This window comes from Hyphomicrobium sp. D-2 (genome assembly GCF_029872155.1).
GTDB lineage: Bacteria > Pseudomonadota > Alphaproteobacteria > Rhizobiales > Hyphomicrobiaceae > Hyphomicrobium_A.
The window spans coordinates 421,766-442,012 of record NZ_JARXLA010000003.1 but is presented as its reverse complement, the minus strand read 5'-3'; the positions used below and the strand labels follow the sequence as shown (position 1 = coordinate 442,012).

16 protein-coding genes are annotated in these 20,247 nt (G+C 56.9%); 4 read left to right on the top strand and 12 right to left on the bottom strand.

Features of this window, described 5'->3' with window-relative positions; translation table 11 throughout:
• Position 1: 1 nt before the first annotated feature.
• Positions 2-697 (bottom strand): cytochrome c oxidase subunit II, encoded by a 696-nt coding sequence (gene coxB, locus QEZ49_RS07905; RefSeq protein ID WP_280385763.1) that lies wholly within the window; start codon positions 695-697, stop codon positions 2-4.
• Positions 698-745: 48 nt separating this feature from the next.
• Between coxB and QEZ49_RS07900 the strand changes: the two genes are divergently transcribed.
• Entirely contained in the window at positions 746-1,273 is a 528-nt protein-coding gene (locus tag QEZ49_RS07900) for a DUF2231 domain-containing protein (protein ID WP_280385762.1), read from the top strand.
• Here QEZ49_RS07900 and QEZ49_RS07895 read toward each other — a convergent pair.
• The 3 genes from QEZ49_RS07895 to QEZ49_RS07885 all read right to left on the bottom strand — a co-directional run bounded on the left by QEZ49_RS07895 (position 1,251) and on the right by QEZ49_RS07885 (position 3,017).
• Positions 1,251-1,766, bottom strand: a complete 516-nt coding sequence (locus QEZ49_RS07895) for a CopD family protein (protein WP_280385760.1) — start codon at positions 1,764-1,766, stop codon at positions 1,251-1,253. The two genes, QEZ49_RS07900 and QEZ49_RS07895, sit on opposite strands and share 23 nt — an antisense overlap.
• A gap of 89 nt (positions 1,767-1,855) precedes the next feature.
• Positions 1,856-2,614, bottom strand: coding sequence for a cytochrome c oxidase assembly protein (locus tag QEZ49_RS07890; RefSeq protein ID WP_280385758.1), 759 nt, complete (start codon positions 2,612-2,614; stop codon positions 1,856-1,858).
• Positions 2,615-2,723: 109 nt separating this feature from the next.
• The gene (locus QEZ49_RS07885; protein ID WP_280385756.1) at positions 2,724-3,017 is read right to left on the bottom strand and encodes a hypothetical protein; all 294 of its coding nucleotides are present in this window, start codon (positions 3,015-3,017) and stop codon (positions 2,724-2,726) included.
• Between the two features lie 104 nt (positions 3,018-3,121).
• Here QEZ49_RS07885 and QEZ49_RS07880 point away from each other — a divergent pair, with 104 nt between their 5' ends.
• Complete coding sequence (locus QEZ49_RS07880; RefSeq protein ID WP_280385754.1) at positions 3,122-3,631, top strand: transposase; 510 nt, start codon at positions 3,122-3,124, stop codon at positions 3,629-3,631.
• A 321-nt stretch (positions 3,632-3,952) separates the two neighbouring features.
• On the opposite strand, the gene QEZ49_RS07875 is transcribed toward QEZ49_RS07880, so the two are convergent.
• From QEZ49_RS07875 to napG, 3 genes are all read right to left on the bottom strand, one after another.
• Positions 3,953-4,360, bottom strand: a complete 408-nt coding sequence (locus tag QEZ49_RS07875; protein WP_280385752.1) for a recombinase family protein — start codon at positions 4,358-4,360, stop codon at positions 3,953-3,955.
• A 151-nt stretch (positions 4,361-4,511) separates the two neighbouring features.
• On the bottom strand, positions 4,512-5,477 hold the full coding sequence (gene napH / locus QEZ49_RS07870; RefSeq protein ID WP_280385750.1) for a quinol dehydrogenase ferredoxin subunit NapH: 966 nt from the start codon (positions 5,475-5,477) through the stop codon (positions 4,512-4,514).
• Positions 5,477-6,268, bottom strand: coding sequence for a ferredoxin-type protein NapG (gene napG / locus QEZ49_RS07865; RefSeq protein WP_280385748.1), 792 nt, complete (start codon positions 6,266-6,268; stop codon positions 5,477-5,479). Before napG ends, napH begins: the two co-directional genes overlap by 1 nt.
• A gap of 611 nt (positions 6,269-6,879) precedes the next feature.
• On the opposite strand from napG, the gene QEZ49_RS07860 reads away from it, so the two are divergent.
• Positions 6,880-8,385, top strand: coding sequence for a PLP-dependent aminotransferase family protein (locus QEZ49_RS07860; RefSeq protein ID WP_280385746.1), 1,506 nt, complete (start codon positions 6,880-6,882; stop codon positions 8,383-8,385).
• 49 nt (positions 8,386-8,434) lie between these two features.
• On the opposite strand, the gene QEZ49_RS07855 is transcribed toward QEZ49_RS07860, so the two are convergent.
• Positions 8,435-9,037, bottom strand: coding sequence for an antibiotic biosynthesis monooxygenase (locus QEZ49_RS07855; RefSeq protein WP_280385744.1), 603 nt, complete (start codon positions 9,035-9,037; stop codon positions 8,435-8,437).
• Between the two features lie 1,495 nt (positions 9,038-10,532).
• On the opposite strand from QEZ49_RS07855, the gene QEZ49_RS07850 reads away from it, so the two are divergent.
• On the top strand, positions 10,533-12,953 hold the full coding sequence (locus QEZ49_RS07850) for a UvrD-helicase domain-containing protein (RefSeq protein WP_280385742.1): 2,421 nt from the start codon (positions 10,533-10,535) through the stop codon (positions 12,951-12,953).
• A 409-nt stretch (positions 12,954-13,362) separates the two neighbouring features.
• Here QEZ49_RS07850 and QEZ49_RS07845 read toward each other — a convergent pair whose 3' ends face one another.
• The 4 genes from QEZ49_RS07845 to QEZ49_RS07830 all read right to left on the bottom strand — a co-directional run bounded on the left by QEZ49_RS07845 (position 13,363) and on the right by QEZ49_RS07830 (position 20,235).
• The gene (locus tag QEZ49_RS07845; protein ID WP_280385740.1) at positions 13,363-14,154 is read right to left on the bottom strand and encodes a hypothetical protein; all 792 of its coding nucleotides are present in this window, start codon (positions 14,152-14,154) and stop codon (positions 13,363-13,365) included.
• Positions 14,155-14,774: 620 nt separating this feature from the next.
• Positions 14,775-15,623, bottom strand: a complete 849-nt coding sequence (locus QEZ49_RS07840) for a hypothetical protein (RefSeq protein ID WP_280385738.1) — start codon at positions 15,621-15,623, stop codon at positions 14,775-14,777.
• Positions 15,624-15,706: 83 nt separating this feature from the next.
• On the bottom strand, positions 15,707-17,170 hold the full coding sequence (locus QEZ49_RS07835; RefSeq protein ID WP_280385736.1) for a hypothetical protein: 1,464 nt from the start codon (positions 17,168-17,170) through the stop codon (positions 15,707-15,709).
• Positions 17,158-20,235: a hypothetical protein gene (locus QEZ49_RS07830; protein WP_280385734.1), complete on the bottom strand. Its 3,078-nt coding sequence runs from the start codon at positions 20,233-20,235 to the stop codon at positions 17,158-17,160. Before QEZ49_RS07830 ends, QEZ49_RS07835 begins: the two co-directional genes overlap by 13 nt.
• Between the last annotated feature and the right edge of the window lie 12 nt (positions 20,236-20,247).

The following is a 20,247-nucleotide window of genomic DNA, read 5'->3' as shown; positions in this document are numbered from 1 at the left end:
CTCATGGATGCACCTGCGCCAAAGATGCGCGAAGCGATGTATCGCGAGCCGCCTTGATCAAGCGCGCATAGTCCTCCGGCTTGTGGACCTGCACAGAAAACAACATTCCAGCATGACCCGAACCACAGAACTCGGCGCAGGCGCCGCGATAGGTGTTGGGAGTGTTTGCTAGGAACCGTACGCGCGCCCGATGCCCCGGGATTGCATCGACCTTGCCGCTTAGGCGAGGTACCCAAAAGCTGTGAATGACGTCTTCGCTGGTTGCCGTAACTTTAACGAGTGCCCCGGCGGGGATGTGCAGCACCCCGACAGTGGAGGGCGCCGTATCCTCATCGAGGTAGATGAACTCCCATTGCCACATTCGGGCACGGGCTTCGATACGCACCGGCGTCTCCGTTGGGCCGCCGATGTGAAGCAGTATTTCTCCTTGCTGAAAGGAATAGACCAGCAGAGGCACGAGCAAGGGGATGGGAAAGGCTAGGCCACCTCCCAGTATCCACGCGCGCTGGCTGAACGATCGCCCAAAGTTCGGACGCAGCCACACCAGCAGGAACAGCACCATAACGATCAGGAAGATGAGCGCGGCACCTGCCGCCATGACCCACCATAGCGTCGCGATGGATCCTGCGACCGGGCCGGCCGGCGAAAGCGTTGAAAGATCGCCCGAGCAACCGGAAACACCCGCAGCCGCGAACATCGGGAACATTGCGCCGGCTTTGGACCTTATTGCCGAAAGGAGAAGCGCATGGCCGAGACGAGCAAAGGCGACGATACGCGGTCTGAAGAACTTGAAGAACGCGTTGTGTCGCCGGGATCCGACAGCGCGGACCTGAGTTCTGCCGTCGCCGTGGCAGGACATCCCATACATGCGATGAGCGTGCATTTTCCCATCGCGCTCGTTATCGCCACGTTCGGCGTCGACCTCTTCTATTGGTGGACGGCGGATCCGTTCTGGGTTCGCGTCGGCATCTGGTCGGCAGGTTTTGCCTTCGCGACGGGTGTCTTTGCCGGTTTCGTCGGAACCTTGGAGCTTTTGTTCGTGTCCGGCATCCGCATGCGCGCAGCGAGTTGGGCGCACGGCGTGGCTGCGATGCTGCTCATCGCCATTGCAGGTGCCAATTGGCTTGTGCGCATAACAATTGACGATGCAGTCCTTCCCCACGGGCTGCTGCTGTCGGGGCTCGCTACCATCGTCACCGGACTTGCAGGCTGGCATGGCGGAAAACTCATTTTTGATCACGGCATCGGCCTCATGGTCGGTGCCAAGGATTGATTTGATCGAAGATGCCCTTGAGTGCACCGGCCTCGCTCAATGCGGCGGGAAGAATGCTGGCTGGTAGCGAAGGCTTCCAAAGGGTCAACGCAATCACCGCGGCAGCAAGCAGGACGCTCACGACCGTCGCGCCATAGGACCTCCATGTCAGATTTGGGTGCCAGTCTTCCGACTGGCGGGCGACGGTTAGACCTGCGAGGGAGTGCGCGATCACAAGCCCAGCAACGAGCGCAAGCTTAAGTCCGAACCATGGGGCAACAACGGTACTCTGAAAGACGAGAAAGATACCGCTCGCGACCGCCACGAAGGCCGCAGGGGATAGGACTGCGACATACGTGAATTTCATCGCCTCTTGGAGACGCGGCATCGCTTCAACATGCTGCCCCCTATCCGTGCTTGCCCCTAACTGGGCGTAGATTGCGGGCAGCACGACCAAGCCGCCGACCCAAACGGCGATGGAGGAAATGTGAATGAATTTTACGAGCGCAACCATCAACCTCGGTCCGTCGGGGCCTTCAAGATGATTAGACGGAAACTGAGAATTTCCCGAAGCGTTCCACTTGATCTGAACTTTTGGGGCGATCAGCAGCGCATATCGAAAGCCGTCTCCGCCATATGGCGATCGCTTTCCTCGAGCGCGAGAAGCCAGCGCGCCGCCATCACGATGCCCGTTGCAACGTATGTCAGTGGGCAGACGGTAATCATGATCAGTCCTGCGAACTGCTGATCCTCGATGCCACCCATTGCTTGGCTGTGATGGGTGTGAGCTGCAAGATCGTATAGAAGGCGCGGCGAGAAAACGAGGATCACGGCGAACATGCAGAACAGCTTGCCCGTGATCAGAAGTGCCATCACCGATTGCCAGCGATTGGCCTTTGTGCTGCTGAAAACCGCGCTCCAAAACAGCACGCCCGCGATGTAGAGCGATACACCCATGACGGCGTGCAGGAGCAGACTGTCACTGGCCGAGGAGAAAACTGGCGGCAGATGCCAAATCCACAGCAACGCAATCTGACAGATCACAGCCAGAACAAATCGCGCGCCGCTCCAGGCAATTGAGATTGATTGCAAGGCATATGCGCAAAGCGGCGCAGCAATCCCCAGCACAGCCATGTGCTCGATCATATGACGAGAGAGCAGGCCTAGACCGAGTTGAGAAGCAACAGCGCTGGCACCGAAGAGGGCCGCTGCCAGAACGGTGAACGAAAGCGCTGAGGCCTCGACAAATTTCAATAGTAATTCTTGGTACCTCGGCACAGATGCGTGATGTGGGGACATGCGCGCTCCATGCATAGTATCGCAGCGGATATCCTGTTTTCCGTGCCAAACTAAAGCTTTCATCCACGCGCTCCATCGCCGTAGGGCCTGAGCTTTGAATGTGCAGCTGGGCGCATCGTTCCGGGCGGATGCGATGTCGAGCAGCTTGTTGATGACTTGGACGGCGTAGTTGCTATCGTTTCCGCGCTAGCCGCCGCGCCCTGGCCGATAAGCTGGCAGCGGTTAACCGTATTCCGCGCCAGGCGCGGGAAGTCAGATGGTGCAGCCAGCAACAGTCGGCATCGATATCGCGAAGAACGTCTTTCACGCATACGGCGTCGATGCTCATGGCGAAAGGGTTCTTAGCCGTAAGCTTCGTCGTGCGCAGGTCGAGGCCTTCTTCGTAAAACTCGAGCCCTGTCTTGTCGGCATTGAAGCCTGCGCAACCGCGCACTATTGGGCGCGCACGATCCGGAAGCTCGGTCATCAGGTTCGCCTTATGCCGCCGGCATACGTGAAACCCTATGTGAAGACGCAGAAGAACGATGAAGCTGATGCCGAGGCAATATGCGAGGCGTCACCCGACCCAACATGCGGTTTGCCGAGACGAAGACTATCGAGCAGCAGAGCGTGCTGGTGCTGCATCGAACCAGATCCACGCTGATCACGCATCGCACGCGGATGGGGAACACGATCCGCGCCCACCTCGCGGAGTTCGACATCATCGAGAGCATCGGCCGAATCGGGCTCTCTCGACTGATCGACATGATCGTCTCTGGCGAAGATGATCGCATCACAGATGTGACGCGTCGCGCGCTGATGTGTCTGGTCGATCAATATCGACTGTTACAAGGCCAGATCCTCGAGCTCGGCCGGCAAGTGATGGCGTGGCACAGGTCGAACGAAGCGAGCATGCGTCTGGCAACAATCCCCGGCATCGGACCGCTCGCGGCTAGCGCGCTCGTTGCCTCCGTCGGCGACGCTTCAAACTTCAAAAACGGCAGGAGCTTCGCGGCCTTCATCGGCCTGGTGCCGAAACAATCACTAGCGGCGGCAAGGAGCGCCTCGGCAAGATATCGAAACGCGGTGATCATTACCTGAGGTGGCTTCTCGTTGTGGGAGGCCTTGCCGTGATCCGATACGCACAGCGCCACGGCACGCGTCTCCCTTGGCTGCTCAAACTTCTGCAGCGACGGCTATTCCAGGCTCACTTTTTTAACGACCGAATGACCACGCGCTGAGCGTTGCTCTCGAAACTGAGAGTCCGGTCGCGACGTCGCGAATCGATCGCCCAGCGTGAGTGATCGACCGGCGAGCCGAAACGATGTCAGCCCTGGAAAGCTTTGAAGGCCTCCCCAAGATAGCACCGCGCGACTTGGCTGCAGCCATCCCGGCCCTTGTGCGTTCGCTGATAAGAGCACGCTAACTCCGCCAGCGCGCCATGATGTGGAAGAGAAGGCGGCCGCCTGCCGACCCAGTGTCAATTGCTTCCGATAGGCTGCGGAAGGCGACGCCGCGCGCTTCCAGCTGCGATATTAGCGATATCAAGTACGAGAGGCTGCGCCCAAGCCAGTCGAGCTTCCACGTAACCAGCACATCCCCAGCCCTCAACTCGGCAACAACCTGATCCAGTGCTGGCCGGATCAGTGAAAACTTGATGGCAGCCGGCGCGTTGAAGCGCGTCAAACTGCAGAGCCGGGTTTTGCTCTTAGGTAGAGCGGGATCGCGGAAGTAAAGGCGCGCAATGCCATCCTCGAACGAGCACGCAAAATACTTGAAGTCACGGACTAAAAGTTCCGACGCCCCTGGCACCACAACGACGTCTGCCAAAGAAAAAAATTCCTGAACCCCCAGCTCTAAACGGGTGAACCTGTATGTCCCAGCAATATCCTACGGGCGTACTGCTCACGCCGCGCGAGGTCGCGGCAAGGTGTTGACCTTCTAAGTAGCAGTCAATGGCACCATTGCAGAGGAATCAAGATCACTCAGCAGCTGTTGCTGCTGCCGGCATCCGCGATGGCGTCGCGGGCGCGTTGATATAGGCTTCAGGCGCGGCATGCTTGGGCGATAGTCTGCTGCCGTATTGAAACACATCGACGTAGCAGGAATCGATGCACGCGCCGCAGTTGGTGCAATCACCCGACAGAATAAGATGCGTGCCCTTGCCTTTCAGCGCCGGCATGATGACATGCGGCTCCGGGCAGGCCTTGAAGCAGGCGCCGCAGTCGGTGCACGCTGTGCGTTGCAGGGCGCTGACACGCACGAGGCTTTGAGCACCGATCAGGCCGTAAAATGCGCCGACCGGGCACAGATGACTGCACCAGCCGCGGCGAGTGACGAACAGATCCAGCATGAACACGGCGGCGATGATTCCCCAGCCTGCGCCGATGCCGAAAATGATGCCACGCTGCAAAAGGCTGACCGGATTCAGGAACTCCCACGCGATGGTGCCGGTCATGAATGAGGCCAGCAGCGCGCCGACAAGCACCCAGATGCGGGTGCGCCGATCAAGCTTGCGATCGCGCGTCAGGCCGAGCTTGTCGCGCAGCCAGTAGGCGCTGTCGGTGACGACGTTGACGGGGCAGACCCAACTGCAATAGACGCGCCCACCGACGAGCAGATACAGCGCGACGATGGTGGCGACGCCGATGACGGCGAGCAGAATGGGCTTGTGTAATGCAAATAGTGACTGAGCGAAGATGAACGGATCGGCCAGCGGCAGCACTCCGAGAATTTCACTCGATGCGAAGTTACCTTTCGCAAGCCAGATACCGTACCACGGGCCGACAAGAAACAGCGCCAGCACCAGCGTCTGCGACAGGCGCCGCAGCAACCAGATGCGATGTGCAAACAGCCAGCCGCGACGCGTGGCGGCGTAACTGCGCGGTTCCGATGTGATCCACTCGCCGAATGCGTGGATGTTTGCTCTGGTGAATGGCATGCGCATTAGAGATCACGCTTCAACTGGCCATGGCCGGTTAGCGGTCTGCCGGCGGCGTTGCGACCGGCTTTGCCCTGACCGAGCGAGCGTGGCAGCACGCGGATGGCAGCTTCCTCCAGCACACAGTGTTTTTCGCATGTTCCGCAGCCGGTGCATTTGGTGAAATGCACGGTCGGGATGATCATCGCGCGGCCGTTGATTGTCTGCTTTTCAAGCGTGATCGCTTCGTTGCGGATCGGGCAGACGCGGTGGCAGATGCTGCAATGCATGCCCTTGTAGTTGAGGCAGGTCTCGTGATCGACCAGCACGGATACGCCCATGTCGGCATCGCGAATGTCGGCGATGTCGCGATCGAGTGCGCCGGTTGGACATGCCTTAGCACACGGAACGTCGGCGCACATGAAGCACGGGGATTCGCGCGCGATGAAAAATGGTGTGCCGAGCGCTGCGGGATCGCCGAGTGTCGCAAGCTTCAAGGTGTCGTAGGGGCAAGCGCGGACGCATAATCCGCATCGTACGCACGCGGAGAGAAAATCTTCTTCCTTGATAGCGCCGGGTGGGCGCAGGGCTTTGGCATCGGTTGCGCGCGCGGTGCGGATGTATTGATCGAGTGCAACGGCCGCGATGCAGGCAACGCCAGCAGATTTGGCGACCGTGCCAATGAAATCGCGGCGGCTGTACCCGCTGGCAGCCGATTTCGAGCTGGACGGCTTATCCTGAGCATTTTTGCGGCCGCCGGCCGGGGCAACACCGCCACTTCGTTGCTCACCTTTCTCCGCAATGAACTTGTTTGCCATGCCATCCCGCGTTTATGTGTGCGCCAGGCTCAAATTGCCCAGGTTATATTTGTTACTTATCGCATCAGCAGCGCTTGAATTGCCGTATCTGGATCATCGTGCAGGCTTTTAAGTTCAGACAGGAGCGCGAAAGTGATCGGAATGGAAACTGAGCCGTCAAAATTCTGAACACCCTTACTTGCCACATGAACTGCAATCGGAAGGGACATCAATCTGCAGTACGTCTCATTGCGAATGTCGATACTCGTGAACTCGTGATCGTCGATAAGACAATCTTTCATTCAAGTGTCCTCGACAAACAAATGAAGACCCCAAAGCATTTCATGATTGGATTATGTCCAAACAAGCGTTCGACTCAGTGATCCACCTAGGAAAAGAACAGTTGGTCCAGAACACCATCGCGCCGGAGCCGATAAAGACCAACAAAACGCGGTGCTTTCTGACCGTCGCCACTCCTTCTTACAGGCAATGTAAGCTTGGTCGCGCACTGCACGGACTTTCGTTACACGAAAGCGCCTTCAACATTACGAATGTGACAGCTTCAGAGGGCTGCTCGGTTTTTCATCACCCGTTCGATTTTCAAATGGGTTGCCAGAGGTGCCGCACGTGGCATGTTCGGTGCAAAGCTGGACTGGGGATGTAAAAAAATGCAGCTTCCAATCTTAATAGACCGCGCGTCAGAGGTGCCGATCCAATCGCAAATCGTTTCGCAGATACGGGACTTGATTGATCGAGGGTTTCTGTCGAGCGGCACGCGTGTGCCATCGTCTAGAGAGCTAAGCGAACAACTCGGCGTAGCTCGGCGAACCATTATGCTCGCTTATGAAAAACTGAACTCGGAAGGTTATCTGGAAACAAGACAATCATCGGCCACGGTTGTCTGCGAACTTAACCCTCGGCTGGCGATTCACGTAGATACCGCAGGCGGGTCTCACTCCTCTGACAGGCTACCTACTCCGCCGGCCACCGACATGGCTTTCGCACACATCAACCCGAATTTGTATATCCCTTCGCACCAACGCCCCGAGCTGGATTTCAGCATTGGCCGACCTGATCACAGGCTGTTTCCTCAAAAGGCTTGGCAGCGCTTGATGTTTGAAAATTTCGCCGCCCACGCCCGCGTGATCAGCGAGTATCCGGATCCTCGCGGATATCTCGACCTCCGAATTGCTTTGCGCGAGCACCTTCGAAAAACACGCGGCATAGTCTGCTCGGAAAATCAGATCATAATTGTCTCTGGGGCTCAGGACGGATTGAATCTTGTGGTCCGTCTTTTGAGCCAGCCCAACAGCAGCGCCATAGTTGAGGACCCTTGTTACCATGGCGCTGCCATCGCCTTTGAAACGTCGGGCGTAAAACTCATTCCTGCCGCTGTAGATCATGAGGGAATTGTCGTCGACGACTGGCCAAAAGAAGCCAGGCTTATTTACGTAACGCCATCACATCAGTTTCCATATGGAATGACGATGTCGCTCGAGCGACGTGAAAAGCTTCTTTCATGGGTTTACAAATCAGACGCCTACGTTATCGAGGACGACTACGATGGCGACTTTAGATATAATTCATCGCCGCTCTTTTCTCTTTCGGCTTTAGATCAGTCCAATCGCGTCATATATCTTGGTACCTTTTCTAAGTCTATCGGCCCTGGATTGCGAGTGGGCTACGTCGTCTTTCCCCAGCATCTCGCCGACGCGGCCAACGATCTTAAGGCGGTGATGAGCAACGGCCTACCCACACTATCGCAAGCCGTAATTGCGCAGCTCATTCGCTCGGGAGCATTCGAGAGGCACATTGCTGTAATGCGACGGCAATACTTGGCTCGACGCGATACGTTAATTGCCGGTCTTCTGAAAGCATTTCCGAAAAGCAGGATATCTGGAGAGGAAGGCGGCATGCATCTCATATGGGCGCTTGGGCCGAACCATCCCTCCGCACAGGATCTCGCTTCTAAGTGTAAAGATGCTGGCGTCGGCATCTACCCGGTTGGGGGGTCGCCGATTTGCAAATCCTTCTCGCCGGCGAACCCTCGCGACGTGATGTTAGGCTACACGCCTTTGACAGAAGAGCAAATTTCCCAGGCGGTTGGGCGAATAGAGCATGTTCTTTTGAAGTGTTAGAGTCGGCTACGGATCGGTCAACACCCTCCGTAGCCGATGCGTTCGCCAGTTATGAAGCTGTCGCAGCTTCCTTCGAAGACAGATCCTGCAGAGGCATCACGACGTCTTTGAATACCGCCGTGCTGTTAGTAGTCTCCCGCATGACTGGAAACGTGAATTCGCATTTTGGGCAGGGCTGGCTCAGCGCTTCCTGCTCCATATTGATTTCGTATGGCTTATCTTGAATATGGGCGCAATTCGGACACACACGAATCAATCGAGCATTTTTGAACTCGAAATTCGCGATTATGTCCTCCATGATAGCACCACTCCTCACAGCCCACTCTTTCGCGTGCTTATGATAGGTGTTCATGTGCCAGTCCCTGAGCGCATCGAAGCTGGTCCAGAGGCTTATTTCGTTGTACCAGCATGGGTCATCGTTATGCACCCACCATGTCAGGTGCAAAAATCCGGGAAGTTTTTTTAAGTGAATGCGGACGTCAGCAAAAATGGTTTGAAATTTTTTGTAATCGTCTGGGCTAGAGAAACGCACCCGCTGCATGCTCTGATAAATGGCCACCGTTTTATCCTCCCTGGGCATCTTGGTCTTGAGACGGAAAGTACGATAGCCGTTGAATCGATCTGCACATGCTCCACACAATAAAATGAGCATTGGTCCAGTTCTGCCATTTTAAAATGGCCTGCTAGGCCCAGGGATCTAATAGTTTTACGCGGATATTATCCAAGCTGTCTGCGACAACAATCTGGCAGGATAGCCGCGATGTCGGCGTAACATTGAATACTGTATCCATGACGCTATTTTCTTCTCTGCTTGGCTCTCCCGCTCTGGAATAGCTTTGCTCGTCCAAAATAACGTGGCACGTGCCACACGCCATGGCACCTCCACAAGAAGATCTGAGCGGCAATCCAGACCACCTGATTGCTTCCATAAGAGATAGACCTTTGCGGCACGATATTTTGTGGATCTTGCCGTCGGGGTCTTCAACCACAATATTCACAACACGGACCATCCTTTGTGCGAGCGCGGAAGGTCTCAGTTTTTTGCCGCCTTTGAGAAAACCGCAAGTGTTAGTGTGGGCTGGTGCCACCTGAATTGTTGCCTCTGGACTCACCCTGCGACGCTGCCCACAGCCGCAACGGCGTTGGGACTTGGCCGATGCACTGAAACGGAAGTTGCGGCGCGCCTCACCTGCACGGTCATCGGCCTCTCTGCCGGCACCGCCGGGCAAGCATCGCAGCGCAAATGCAGGTCGCCAACAGCTCTGCCTACGCTTGGTGCTGTATACTTGGCATCCGCTCACCTGCTTCAAATATCCCACGGGGGATCGGGGGGCGTGAAGCCCCCCAGTGGCAGATTTTGCGATGCGCGATTTCAGCAACGTTGCAGCAAAGGATTGCTCACGCCGTAGGCAGCCGACTTGTATGCAGCAGATAAGTACGGGAAGGGTAAGAGGAACGTGGCGAGGTATGCCTTTTGTCCGGCATCAACACCTGTGAGACAGAATTGGCGTTTTGACGACTGGAGGATTTTGGGATCATTGCAGCGACTGAATAAAGAGCGAGGAAAGACCACGTTCGATACGAATGGCCATACGATCACTCTCAATGGTCGGTTACATGGGCTCGGAGGCATAGCCCGTCGGAACGGCTCGTGCGCGATATCCGGCGGGCCACGCGCAAGCAGTATCCGCCGAAGAGAAAATCCGCATTGTGCTCGATTGCCTGCGCGGCGAGGTCTCGATCGCGGAGCTGTGCCGACGCGAAGGCGAAGGCAACGTCACCGATACGTTGCAGCTGGCATTATCCGCATCAGGTTGCAACAGCGCCCGTGTCGATTGACCCACTTCAAAAGAGCAGCATAAATCTGAACTCAGAACGATTTGGAAGCCCTCCAGTCCATCAAGCCTAAAACTGTCTCAAAGCATTCGACGACGAACAACCGCGACGAGAACCAAATGCCAGCAGAGGGCTCCCTTGAGTTACGCAGAAGCACCTATTCATGGCTATTGCACAGCCTGTTGAGGAGCCCGCTTCGGAGTATCCGCCTCAACGCTTCCGGTATCGAACTCTCCGGAGGTAGGCGCCCTCAAATCTCCTTTGCCGAAATGGAAGGTTGTGCCCGAGATGCGGGTCGCGGGACAATTGTCTTGCTGCTCGCGGATGGTACGGAATGGCGTGCGTCCGGTTTCAAGGCAGCAGACGTTCCGTCCTTCGTGCAGGCGGCGAATGAAACCCGCAACCGTTACATAACTACACTGTTCGAACAGGCGGAGACCGAACTCCGCGCGTTGGCGCTGATAAACGAGCGGTTGAAGCAGCCAAGACGCTACCCAGCCGCTTGCTTGTTGAACCCGTTCATAAGGCGGGCTCAGGATGTTTTTGAATTATTGCCTAAGTCGGCGCCAAGCGATCTGTTGTCCGACGATCAGATGCGCATATTTGCCGCCGCGGCAGAAGTCCGCGACGAGCCCGCGAAGCTTCGCGAGACAGCGATCAAAACCTTTCTCGAAACAGAACTGATCGAAATGAGGGAGTTCTTCGATGCAATCGAGGCTCATCCGCTGACAGATGAACAACGCTTGGCAGTCGTCACGGATGAGGACGCCACACTTGTTCTTGCGGGCGCCGGGTCCGGCAAAACGAGCGTCATCGTCGCCAAGGCCGCGTATCTAATCAAGCGCGGCATTCGACCTCCCAATGAGATCCTCCTGCTTGCGTTCGGCAGCGACGCTGCTGAGGAGATGGCCGGAAGGATCAGGCAGCGATGCGGAGCCCCTGTCGATGCAATGACATTCCATTCGCTTGGTTATGAGATCATTCGGCAGCTAGAACGTCAGGCGCCAGCCCTTGCAGCGCATGCAAGCGATGACGTGCAGTTTTTTGCTCTGTTGCGTGATGTCGTGATGAACGAAGTTGCGACTCAACCCAAGGCTTGCGCGCTTCTGCTGCGCTGGTTCGGAGAGTTCTATCGGCCGTGGAAGACAGAATGGGATTTTAACTCAGAAGATGAGTACGCCCGCTACGTTGACGACAACGAGCTGCGGACCCTTCAAGGTGAGCGAGTTCGCAGCTACGAGGAACTGCTGATTGCGAATTGGCTATATCTCAACGGGATCGAATACGAATACGAGCCGGACTACGAGCACGAGCTTTCCAACAACGACCGGCGCGCTTACACGCCTGATTTTCGGCTGACCGAAAGCGGCGTCTATATCGAACATTTTGGGGTTCGCAAGGAGCGTGGTCCCGGCGGCGACGTGCGCCTGACGACGGCACCCCATATTGACCGTGACATCTATCTCGAAGGTATGGCGTGGAAACGCCAAGTGCACGAGACACACGGCACCATACTGATCGAAACGTATAGTTACGAGAACGTCGAAGGGCGGTTGCTTCCCGGACTTGAGAAGAAGCTTGAACCTTACACGAAGACTGCTCCAATTCCGCCGGAGAAGACATTTGAGAGGCTGTCCCAGCTGGGACAGTTGGACGCCTTCACACAAACGCTCGGCATCTTCCTGCGGCACTTCAAGAGCTGCAAATTGTCGGTGGAGGAATGCCGTCAGCAAGTCGGACCACTCTCCGATGCCCAGCGGGAGCAAGCGTTCCTCGAGATCTTCGAGCTTGTTTTCGAAGCGTATCAAAAGCGTCTTGGAGACAGGATTGACTTCGAGGACATGATCAGTCGCGCCACTGACCATGTTAGATCTGGACGGTATACCAGCCCATACAAACACCTGCTGGTCGACGAATTCCAAGACATATCGGACGGCAGAGGCGGATTACTTCTAGCTCTGAAGGCGCAACATTCAGACGCCCGCATCTTTGCCGTTGGTGATGACTGGCAATCAATTTATCGCTTCGCTGGCTCCGATCTCAGCCTGATGCAAAAGTTCGGCGACGTTTTCGGCGGGACCTTCGCAGGCTCGGGCGGCGTGCACCACGTGGTGGATCTTGGCAGAACGTTCCGCAACTCCGACCGGATCGCGCTCGCAGCGCGCAAGTTCGTACTGCAGAATCCAGCGCAGCTTAAAAAACGAATGGTTCCTGCCGCAGAAGCTCACGCCCCAGCGATCAAGATCGTGCACTATACACGAAGCACCGAAGCCAAAGCCTTGCGGGGGGCGTTGGACGAAATCCAACAGCGGTCGACTGGAAGAGCGAGCGTTCTTCTTCTCGGGCGTTATCGGTTTGTGCAGCCGGACAATCTGGCAGCCCTGGCATCGGAGTTCCCAGAACTCGACATGCGCTTCTTGACGGTCCATCGCTCGAAAGGACTTGAAGCCGATCACGTAGTCATCTTGCGAGCTGCACGCGGTCGAATGGGCTTTCCATCTCAGATCGTTGATGACTCGCTGCTCGAACTTGTACTCCCAGCGCCCGAGCGCTTTGAACATGCCGAGGAGCGAAGACTTTTCTATGTGGCCTTAACGAGGGCGCGGCATTCGGTAACGATATTGGTCGACCGAGACACGCCGTCTGCCTTTGCCACTGAGCTTCTGGCAGACAACGCTTACGGCGCCGCCATTTTGCGCAACAATTTGAACACCCCAAACGTCCTCAGATGAGCTGCCGCGTGGATTATGTCAGAGGACAGAGACGCGTGCCCGCTTTCAGAGAACGAGCTGTCTTCCTGCCAAAGGCGATATCAAAAACCCGTTCCAACTTCGCTTTGCCGAGTTTGCGGACATGCGACCGCCGCCTACTGCGTCACCTACGGGACTGCGAAGCCTGGTCCGCACCTCGTCGCCGAGCGGACGAACCATCACCTTCCCATTGCGGACTGGAAGTGGACGTCAGCGCTGTCGAGCTGAAGAGCCAAACCGACGCTCGTAAACACGAGCGGACTTCCTCAACCCATCCACTTCCGAGCTTCGTAGCACAATAGGAACATCCGCAGCTCAGAGGTTCCCGATCGTGAGCGCCCATTCGCGGGCCGCACCTCATCACCTGTTCCTGCCTTGAGCTGGTGCAGGATTACTCTTCTTCGGCTTCCTCCAGCAGACGGGCAATCTCCTCTGCCGTTAGCGATTCCTCGAACGGCACGCCCACCATCCAACTGGCCATCCGGTGAGAAACCTCGGCGAGGTAGCGATCGATTTGCTCGGGTGTCAGGAGTTGGTCGGGAGGAAATCCGAGCTTCGTGCTAGCCTGTTCGCAAATCTTGTTGATCTCCGTAAGGGACGCCCGGCTATGGTGGTCGGCATGCATGCGGCCAAAGGCTTGGCGCACTTCTGTGTAGTCATGACTCGGGATTGTTTCGAGAACGGCTACGGCGGGAATGAGCGCATCCGTCGTGGCAGTATCCCAAATACTCGGCTGCCCAGGGTTTGAGACGTAGGTCACGATTGAAGCCGGCGGCGCGCCTTGCGCGCAAAGCTCGAACCGCCATGCACAGGCGTTGTAGAGCCTGAAGTAGCCGACAGCCCGGCCAGCTGGATCGCTCGCGACAAGAGCGAGATTGAAGTGTTGACCGAAGCGCGGAATAAGCGCGTCGGAACCAGCAAGCGGTCCGAAATCAATCTTACAGATTGGGCGCGCGAGGTCGTCGCCGCCGTATCGGACGAACCGACGCGCATCATCATAGACCGGCCTCTGCAGTTCGTCTGTACCGTGGCGGGCGGCCCAGAGGGTGAGGCATGTCTTGAGCATGGAGCGCATGGCCTCCGGGCCGCCAAGGGAGATTCGGTAGCGCTGTGTGCCGATCCTCTGTGAGACGTGGCGAACCTGTCCGGAGCTTAGGGTTGCCTTGACGTCGGCGAGTGGCATGCGGAGCGCTCGAGCGAGATCCGGTAGGATTTTTCGAAGCTGCTCCGTAGAGGTCACGCGCAGTTCCACGCTCGGATTCCCATCGGGCAACCAGGTAATTACAAACGGACGGCCGCCGTCGATAACCGGAATGCCACCGGGCTTCAAAGCAATGCGATCGTCGCCGTGGCGAAGCCCTTTGATGGCGGGGGCGGATCACCCCTCCCTGACCCGAGATTGAGAAGATTGCGTATGAAAGCGACGCTGTCGGCAAGCGCCTTGTCAGGGCCACTCCCCATGCTGCCATTGCACGTGCTGCATAGGGCCTGACGGGTCGTCTTGCGACCGCCGAGCGAAGCTAGCCAGACGTGTTCGGGCGTGGTGTCCGCAGGTAAGGGCGAAGAGCAAAGGATACAGAGAGGCATGAAAGGGGCCCCGGGAAGCGTTGTCGGTGGGGGATGATGATAACGCCCGTACACGTACCCAGCGAGGGGCAGTATTGCGCCGCGCACGGCTAAGCGGTGTCTCCGTTAGCTCCTGGCCTTAGCGCCGGGCGAGTGCGCAGACACCTCCGAGTGCACGATTGCTTAGACCGTTTGCTCGCATTGCAACAGTTAAGGCAGCTCTTGATGTTTGATAATTTAGTATAGGTCCCTGATGTATGGATCGACCGTGAACCGTGGGAAGTAGGGCTGGCCGCGGACGTTATTCATGAGATCCCAGTACATCGTTCGGACAAGAGGATCAGTGACTGCCTTTGGCACGTCGTATCGGTACATCTGCATGCCCTCGGAGACTTCGGTTGGGGTGTAGGCACGTCGGAACTCCGACAAGAGGTATTGGTAGATACCCCATCGGATCTCGTTGAGGTGCCAAGCGACGACAGTCGATGACGCGATGAAGATGTTGTCCCGGAACCATTCCTGGAACTCAGGGATCACAAGATAGCTCTGCCCTTCGTTGATTTCTGTTCCGTTGTCGGCGAGGATTTTCCGTACCTGCCTGACGACATCTCCAAGCCGGGTGAACCCGTGCTTGGAGATTGTCCCACAAATCTTGAGGTAGGCCATGCGCTGCACGCGCACCGTCCCGTCGCGTTCAATTGAGGGAAGCCAAACCTTTTCAACAACGGTATAGCCATCCAGCCATCCCGCAAAGGCTTTCACCGACGATGCGAGCAACCCAACATCGCCGTTGAACTGCGGGTCGCCAACAACGCTTTCGAGGTGGCCGAGGTAAGTCTTGCCGAGGCTGCCTTCTGACCTCGGCCTAGTCAAACCGAACACCCCATCGCGGGGAAGCGATAGGAAGTCAGCCAGTATAATGACAAAGAGCTTGCTCGCCTCCCGTGTCTGAAACATTAGGACAGCGCCATCAGTCCTATGACCCTTCATGAAGTGGCCATAGTGCACCAGCGAGCCGATCAAGTCCCACACAGCGGCGAGGGTTATGATTTCGCGATCGAGGGCAGAGTATGATTTGTCAGACATGCTTCGGAACGCTGCAAGCTACTATTCAATAAACCAAGATGGCTGGCGCCCAGTCTTCACCCTCTGTCGCTTGCATCAGAACTTCATGCTTTGAAGAAGTGCATTCGCCTGTGCAGCCTATAAGGGCCGTGGTCGGATTCCTGCTTCCATTCACGTGTTTCGACGACCCAAGCTAACCTACGCCCGCGCCGAGAAATGCGTGCCTTCAGTGCGTCTGAACTAGCCTCTGTAATCGTACCGCAGCGAGTATTGCCGTCCGGGCGAATATACCTGGGAGACCAATGATCATGCCAAACTTTCCAGTTTCCAACCTCGATCTCGTTAGCAAGGAATCCGATCCTATCTGCGAGGCAGCTAACGGCGACGTCGCTTTCGAGCAGCAATGAAGATGGCGCACTGATGCCAACGTGGAAGTAGTCCAGCATCCAGAAGCCGTAACTCCGCGGGTACAGCCTGACGGCCAGCGGAATGGCATGGCCTGACTGCCCGCGAATGACCTGCTCCTCCTCGTGAAGCTGGGGCAAGACACCGGCGAAGCTCATCCCATCCTGGAACTTCCAGTCCAAGTCTCCCTCAAATACAGCATCTGGTGCACTGTCGGGTTGAAAGTCGTCGCTTGCCAGCAGCGCACGAATTCGAATCTCCGCGTGCGAATTTACTCCTGCATCGACTGGTACAGTCAGCGAGATGGGTTGCATCCCGATGGTGTGAGCATTTTGAGACATGAGGTCTTGGACCAATTGCTCGGACGCCCCTTCCATCTGGAAGAGCTTCTCGGGCCGGTCGCCTAACGCGGTCGGTCTGGAAATCGGGTCGATCCGAGCAAGCCCGGGATTGAGCGGCAAGGTAAGGAGAGCGCTGTCAAGCGCGATGTCCATTGGCATCCGTCTAACATCCACCGCGTAAGAAAGCGTTCGAAGATAAGCAGAGCGTAAGAAGTCGCACTGACGCTGGCTGAATTGACCGTCGATGCCGGATTGGTGCTCACTGAAGTCCACGAAGTAATATGGGTACGATGAGCGTGGGGCGTCGTACCTATCGACAAGTTGTTGCCACTCGTAGCTCCACTGTTGCGCGAGAGGAATGCCTCCGCTTATCTGCTCTAGTTTTTCAAGGCGCACCTTCAGGATGGGGGGGACGCAGGCAGTATTGTGCTTCCCGAAATAGGGTTCAGCAACAAACTGGATCGGAGAGCTTCCGGAGTTACCCGTTCGCCAGGGTTCCGTCGCATGCTCCGGCCCATAAAGGAGCGACAACAGTGCGTCACTCAATATGGATGGTCGGCCTATTCGCTCTATAACACCGATGGCAGGTGGCCGGGCGACCGGGTCAGCGCAAATCAAAACTGACAGGCCAGTGACGATCTCGCTTTCGAGTTTCCGAGCTCCCAGCCATTCGAGGAAAATGTTTGCCGCGTCGGCGCCAAGCTTTGGACAGCTGAGGATCGAAGCATACTCTCGGGCAGCGCGCCATCGAACAAAGCGCACAGGCCAGGCCAGCCGACCTATAAGCATTCTCAGTGATGCGGTGGAGGTCACGTCAGCCATGGGCAATCGGGTATGGGCTGATCCGAGAGTTCTTCGACCGCCAGCTCGACATAGCTGCGAAGTATGGAGGCCGCCAACTGGAGTTGACCGCATTGAAGCAGGAAGTGGATGAGGCGTTCCTGGCCGAGCGTGAAGCTGTGCTTGCGCTTCTGCCAATTTCGCGATGGACGGGACGTGTCTCGTATGAAGTCTACGCACTTATGTGGGTAGTGCTTCAATGCGAGGTCTAGCCTCGCGTAAGCTTCTTTTTTGGACGCCCAGTTGATCCATCCGTGACGATGGATGTGAGCCTGCACCAGCCAATAGTAAGCGGCGGTCTTGCCTTGGAGTTCCAGGCTGGCCTGGAACGCGTAGTCCAATGCATCTTCGGCGTAGTACGGGTTCTCTTCCTGCTCCAGGAATGTCTGCAGCGAGCCGAGAGCCTCAATTCCCTCTCCTTCGTTCTTCCAATGAGCGAGCCACTCCTTGGCCAAATATCGCATCGCGTAGCCTTGAGGATGCACTTGGATCGCTCGATGCAACTTCGCAAATTCTGCTGGGCCAAACGAGGTGACATCAACGGTGTTCGCTATCACTACTTCTGGCGTATCGGTCGAGCCTCGCTCTCTGTGCACCGGACTGGGCTTTCCGCCCAAGAACCGGAGCTGCCTATCCAGCACGGCTTGGGCCGCTCGGTTGTCACCAGATTCAGTGGGCCGGGTGAGGGAGGTCAAGTTTCGTGCCTCGAGAAGCGTTCCGGCCAGCGCCGCTGCGGCTTCTTCATCAAGGCGACATACCTCGAGGTGGGCCTCCAATGCCTCGTCGGCGTATCGATATTGTTCGGTCTCCGCGTAGTGAGCGTTGAAGCTCGGAAGCCAATCTGGTTTCACCGCCTTGACGGCGTCGATCAACTCAGATCGCACATGATCTGTCTCATCTCCGTCGGTGAAGGTCGTTATTTGCTCGATGATCGGTGTCAAACGTCGGAGGGCCGGCACAGAGTCAATCGCGCCCTCTCTATGTGCTTCAGCAAGAGCCTCAAGCACGTCGCTCAACCAAAGATCCTTGCGCCAACCGTGCCCGAGCAGGCAGTCAGCCGCGCGACGCAGAATCTCAGTCGCGGGCAAATTGTACAGTTGAGCGAATTGCGCCAATTCTACCCATTTGTCGGCGCGAGGATAGAATTCTGTCACCTCGCCAGCGAGCTGATCCTTTTCCCGCTGAAGAGACGCCGCGGCGGTATCGGCAGATGTGAGCACGTACTGGTGCTCGATTTGCGTCGCAAGCCAGAACTCCTCGACCCAATGCCTCGAGCGCCGCACTTCCTCCAGGACTTGATCAATGAGAAGTGGCTGCCTGCCGACAGGCGACTTTAAAAAGTGAATGTCGATAGCAATGTCGAGCAAGGCACGCCTAAAGGCAATCTGCTGTACAGCTACCGCCTCAGTCGGGCGGCCAGTCTCAACCTGCGGCACTGATTCAGCAATTCGGTAGACTGCAGGAAACGACAGCTCCATGGCGCCAGAAGCCACGGTCTCTGCCCCGCTCTTCAGCATTTCAAATGCATTGCAAAGCCATGGAGCGGCCGCAGCGTTCGAGTTCAGCCAGTCAGAGATGTCCAGACTTGAGCCATCAAGCTTTCTCTCGAGGGCGTTGAAGAATAGCGCGCGAAAAAGGGATACTAGTTGATGGTTTGTGCCGTACTCATAGTATTCTTTGACTATGCCGGGCGGGAAAATGAAGCTTGGTACTGGTGGTACAGGCGAGAGCTTGTGATAGCGCAGCCAGCACGCTGCGAATGCGCTGGTCTCGCAGTCCGCTGCGCGATTTATGCTTCCTGCGTCGGCCTGCTCAGACCACGCACAGCGGATGATCGCATCGAGCACGCGCTGCCGCCATTCGGTGTCCTCTGGACCGCGAAGAACCCTCTCGCCGCTCACCAGGGACTCGTATCGCCGCTCGCGCGACAAGCTTTCGATGAGCCAATCGAACAACTCTTCCCGCTCTTCGAACTGTCGAATAAAACGGATCAGCGTATCAATATCGACCGGCCCGCCGATTGCTTGCACCTCGATGAAATAACGCGTGAGCGTCTCGAAGTCCTTGCGCGGCCGATGTCGTAAACCGATCCACAGGTTAAGGCGATTGCGTAACTCCTCGGCGCATTCAGCAACAAGCTCAGGCGCGATGCGAGATGCCGCTCGCGCGAGAGCAACAATGTCCTGCTCAGGCAGGCTGGCAAGACCGTAGATCATCAGGTGAAGACGATCCCGATTCCTTGCGTCAATGAGCGTCGCGGTCTCCAGCTCCATGAACTTGCCCATTTGGAAGGTTGGGCCGTTCAGCAGCCGGGTCTTCAGATGACGCAGTTCCGATGCTCGCGCGAGATCCATCCGATCGAATGCGACTATCTCAGCCTCAGATAGAACGGTCACCATCTGATCGATCGGCCATCCTGCGATGATGGATTCGATTGCCCACCGCCGAGTAGGTTGGCTCACTAGGTTCTCGCTATCACCACCTCTCGACTGGGTGAGCCACAGCCATCCCCATCTCGGCAACGGAGGCGCCTCTTCCGACAGCCACTTCTCAACCCGAGGCAGTAACGCTCGCACTGTATTGCCATGGTCGCTGCGCTCGCGTGCGTAAGCGAGGATGCTTCCATGAAACGGCATAACTCCAGATCGATGATGCTCGAGCATGTGCTCGACCTCGTCTGTCGGCCCCGCGCACGACCGGAGACCTTCCGCCGGCCAGTGAAACTCGCAGCCCGCAATCAAATGCAGGACTTCTTTCGCACCGGGGGAAAGCTTTGCCCAAAGTGTCCTATAATATTCGCGGATGTCTCCATCAGGACATTGTGGGAGGAGTTCGACATCCTCCGCCCGGATCTCGTCGCCCGTCAAAACCAGCATCTCGAAGGAGTAGATGAGATGGAGCGGGTTGCCGTGGCTGATATCGAAAAACGCGTGGGCGATGTCGCCGAGCTGCGTTGCTTCAGTTTCTCCATGTGGGGGAGCAGGCACCCTAAGCCGACCTAGCTCTTTCTGTTTGGTCAGCCAGGCGAGGATTGCTCCCTCGTCCATCGACGGTATCTC